Source organism: Streptomyces sp. LS1784 (assembly GCF_020103755.1).
Lineage (GTDB): Bacteria > Actinomycetota > Actinomycetes > Streptomycetales > Streptomycetaceae > Kitasatospora.
The window spans coordinates 1-3,063 of record NZ_JAHSQD010000778.1; the positions used below are offsets into that span (position 1 = coordinate 1).

General features: G+C 77.2%; 2 protein-coding genes. Both read right to left on the reverse strand.

Features of this window, described 5'->3' with window-relative positions:
- Nucleotides 1–2,306 (reverse strand): DUF6493 family protein (locus KS423_RS42205; RefSeq protein ID WP_224285010.1); only part of this gene is annotated, 2,306 nt, incomplete at its 3' end.
- Nucleotides 2,303–3,063 (reverse strand): SWIM zinc finger family protein (locus KS423_RS42210; protein ID WP_224285011.1); only part of this gene is annotated, 761 nt, incomplete at its 5' end. The genes KS423_RS42205 and KS423_RS42210, both read right to left, overlap by 4 nt.

A 3,063-nucleotide genomic window follows, 5' to 3' on the forward strand; every position in this document is an offset into this window, starting at 1 on the left:
AGGCCGTACTCCAGCGCCAGGTGCAGCGCGAGCCCGGCCGGACCGCCGGCCTCGGCGAGCAGCGGCAGGTAGCGGGCGGCGCCGCGCTCGTCCCGGTCGGCGCACTCGGCGAAGGGGTCGAGCCAGCGCGCGGCCAGCTCCTCCCGGTGCCAGGGGAGCATCGCGAACCAGTGGTCGACGGCCCGCCGGCTCCAGTCGTACACCTTGCGGGCCCGGGCCACGCTGGGCTCGGTGCCGTCCAGCAGCGCCCGCAGCTCGGCCGTGAGCCGCTCGCCGTCCGGCCCCTTCGGCCCGGCGCCGATGCCCGGCTGGGCGACGGCGATCCGCTCGATCTCCTCCCACCAGCGGTCCCCGTACACGTTGGCGCGCCGCAGCCCCCTGCCGGGCGCGAACAGCACCCGCTCGGAGGGCTGCCCGGGCAGGCCGCCGGTGTGCAGCCAGTGCGCCAGCCGGCGCCCGGCCGGGGAGGTGAGCGCGTCGGCGGCCTTCAGCACCGTCTCGTCGGTGGCCGGGCCGACCCGCAACAGGGCCTGGGACAGGTCGGCCTTCCCCGGCGTGACGTCCGCCGCCTCGTACCCGGCGATCCGCTCGACCAGGACGGCCGCGTCCAGGGCGCCGGTGGCGTCGGTCGGGGTGGCCAGCAGGTACGGCAGCCGGGCCTGGAGAACCTGCCAGGCCGCCTCCTCCAGCCGGACGGCGAGCACGGCCCCGTGCACGGTGGTGCCCGCGCCGCGCAGCGGGGAGCGGCCCTTGGCGAGGTAGTCCCACAGTTTCCACGGCGGCGTCTCGCCGGCCACCGCGGCCACCACGTAGAGGATGTCCCGGGGGGTGCAGTCCCCCCAGCTGCCGGTGCCGCGCCACGGGTGCACCCGGCGGACCGGCTCCACCGCCTCGGCCAGGGCCTTCCGATCCAGGTGGGTCAGCCGGACCAGCCCATCCAGCACCCGCTCGAAGGCCGCCACACCGGGCTCGCGCGAGGCCAGCAGGGCGGACAGCTCCTCCGCGAGCTCGGCCGCCGAGCCGATCGGCGCGCCGAGCGGACGCGGTTCGGGGGCCGGCGGGAGGAGTTCGTTCCACCCGGTGTCCGGGTCGTCCTCGTCACCGCCGACCGGCGCGCCGAAGAGCTCGCCCGCGCGCTGGTGGTGGACCGGGTTCAGCGTCTCGGCGGCGACCCGCAGCTCCGCCACCGCCGCCTCCCCCGCCGCCTTCAGGTGGCGGGCCACCACGTTCAGCGCCCGCTCCTGGACGGCCGCGTCCGGGTGCCCGAAGGCCTCGGCCGCAGCCAGCACCACCGGGCCGGAGCGCTCGGGCGCGCGCCGGGCGGCCCTCTCCAGCCAGGCCAGCTGGGCGCGGACCAGCTTCTTCTCGCTCCGGAACAGCACGACCGCCGAGGCCTCGGTGAGCACCTCGGGCTCGATCAGCCCGGCCTCGTCCAGCCCGGCGAGCACCGCCTGGGCGTGCCCGGCGAGCACCGACGAGCCGTCCAGCAGCGCCACCACGTCGCGCACCCGGGCCGCGTACTCCTCGGGCGTCGGATCGAGCGCCCGCAGCACCTCCAGGAACGCCCGCTGGTCGGCCGGCTTGCCGCCGCGCAGCAGCCGGGCCAGGCAGCGGTCGAGCACCTCGGTCCGGTCCACCACGCCGGCCGCCACCAGTTCGCCGATCGCCTCCGTCCAGACGTCGCCGGGGCGCGGGCTGAGCCGGAACGTCAGCGGCCAGCCGATGTCCGCGAGTTCGAACAGCTCGGGCACCAGCACCGGGGTGAAGGCGTCCTCGCGCAGCTTCTCGGCCAGCGTGGGACGCGCGCCGCCCAGGTCGTTGGTGCGGTCCATCCAGCCCCGGACGAAGGCCTCGCCGCGCGGCACCTCGCAGCCGGTGCGCCGGACCACGGCCTCCATCACCGGGTACATCGACGAACCCCAGGAGCGCACCGGTCGGGCGGCGAGCCGGGTGACCACCTCGACCTGCCACTCCACCGGCTGTGCCTCGACGACCTGGTGCAGCACCGAGTTCCGGGCCCAGTTCCGGGAGCTGAAGTCACTGCCGGCCAGCCAGGTGGCGGCGCCGGCCGGGCCGGCGTGGCAGCCGACCCCGGCCACCAGCAGCCTGGCGCTGATCTCGGCCCTCTCCCGCGACCAGTCCTGGCGCAGCTCCTTGCGAAGCTCCTTGAGGGCGGGCAGGCAGGCCCGTCGCTGGGCCGCGTCCAGGGCGGCCAGCAGCTCCGGTATCCGCGCCAGCCGTCCGGACCGGACGGCCGTCAACAGTTCGCCGACCGGCCCCTGCCGGTCGGCAGCCGTCGTGGTCACGCTCCGGCCCCCTTCGCCTCCGTCGCCCCGGCGGCCGACTCCCGCACCATCCCCACCGCCAGCGCGTGCTTGCACGGCCCGCGTCCGCCCCGGTACTTGCCCCACCACAGGCAGGTGCAGCTCAGCCGCCCCGACTCGTCCGTCCGCACCCGCTGGATGTGGTCGTCCACCGTGACGACGGCCGTCGCCCCGCCCTCCTCCAGCCGTACCGCGCCCGCATCGGCCAGCGCCCGGGCGGCCCGCAGCCGCGGGTTGGCCGCCTCGGCCCGCCCGGCGTCGTACGGGAGCTGCCGGTGGAAGTAGGCGGCCTCGGCGGTGTCGTAGCCGATCTGCCCGGCGGTGCCCAGCCGGGTGAGCGCGGCACGGACCCGCTCGGGGCTCAGCCCGGACTGCGCGGCGAGGTCCCCGACCTCGATCCGGGGCTCCCAGGCGAGCAGCACCGCGATCAGCTCGGCGTCCCGCTCGGCCGTCTGGGTGGCGAGCGAGTCGAGCACCCCGCCCTCGCCGGAGAAGCCCCGGGAGGCGTTCGGCGACAGCGTCAGGGTCAGCCGCATTCCGGGCAGCACCGCCTCCCAGGCCGAGGCGGTCGGCTCCCCCGCCGCCACCGGCCCGTACACCCGCAGGGCGAGCGCGTGCCGCATCACCCGCTGGAGCGCCACCAGCCGCTCGGGCCCGGGCAGGCAGACCGCGCCCGGCACCGGCCGGGTGGTGGGCCGCAGCGTCTTCCCGGCCGGGACGACCCAGCCGACGCCGGCCC